We start from the raw sequence: 1,112 nt of genomic DNA on the forward strand, positions 1-1,112 counted from the left end.
TGTGATGTCCGGGGAGGTTGGTCAGTCGGGTGACCGGCGGCTTGCCGCCGGTTGAGCTGTGGGGTCGGTGGTGATTGTAGAAGTGCAGCCACCCCGGTAACGCCGCCCGTCGCAGGGTTTCCGACGGGTAGAACCGGGCGTAGGCCCAGCCTTCGGCCAGGGTGCGGTGGAAGCGTTCGATTTTGCCGTTGGTTTGCGGTCGGTAAGGCCGGGTCCGTTTCGGGGTGATCGCCAGCTCGGTGCAGGTGTCACGCCAGGCATGAGACCGATAGGCCGACCCGTTGTCCGACAGGACCCGTTCGACGGTCACGCCGCGGGCGGCGAACCAGGCGACGGCCCGGCGCAGAACCGCGGTGGCGGTCGCGGCGGTCTCATCGGCGTGGATCTCGGCGTAGGCGATGCGGGAGTGGTCATCGATGACCGTGTGCACGAACGCGGTCCCGATCCGGGGATTGCGGTAGGCGTTGCGGGGCTTGCCCGGTGTCGCGGCGCGGTTGCGTCGGCCTTGGGCGCGGCCGACGAACCGGTGGCCGCCGCCGTCGGGAATGTTGCCGAACTTGGTGACATCGACATGGATCATCGAGCCGGGATGATCGTGTTCGTAGCGGCGCAGCGGTTCACCGGTGACCCGGTCGATCCGGGAGAGCCGATTGATCCGGCAGCGCACCAGCACCGCGTGCACGGTCGAGGCGGGCAAGCCGAGCCGGCCACCGATCTGGACCGGGCCCAGCCGGTGCCGCCACCGCAGCCGCACGACCGCCCGCACCAGGTGTTCGGGGGTACGGGTCGGGCTGTGATGCGGGCGTGAGCTGCGATCGGCCATCCCTGCCGCGCCTTCGGCGCGGTAGCGCTGCGCCCACTTCGCGGCGGTTCTGGGTGCGACCATGAACATTTTCGCTGCTGCGGTGCAGGTCCAGCCTTGTTCGACGATCAGGTGTGCCAGTCGTAGTCGGGTGCGTGGGGTCAGGGTGGCGTTAGGGTGGGACACGAAGGCCTCCGGCGGGTGATGTGGTTCCTAGACAGCTCCACTTCACATCCGGAGGCCTTCACCTGTCTGTACGACAGGCCGCCGCTGGTCACCTCAACTCGGGACAACGTCCCTGGACATCACA

Annotated in this window: 1 protein-coding gene; it reads right to left on the minus strand. The window is 68.2% G+C overall.

Features of this window, described 5'->3' with window-relative positions; all coding sequences use genetic code 11:
• The coding region (locus AB0C38_RS49505; RefSeq protein WP_360688742.1) for an IS481 family transposase at positions 1 to 988 on the minus strand (988 nt) is incomplete at its 3' end.
• Positions 989 to 1,112 lie beyond the last annotated feature (124 nt).

The organism is Amycolatopsis sp. NPDC048633, assembly GCF_040650695.1.
In the GTDB taxonomy this organism is placed as follows: domain Bacteria; phylum Actinomycetota; class Actinomycetes; order Mycobacteriales; family Pseudonocardiaceae; genus Amycolatopsis.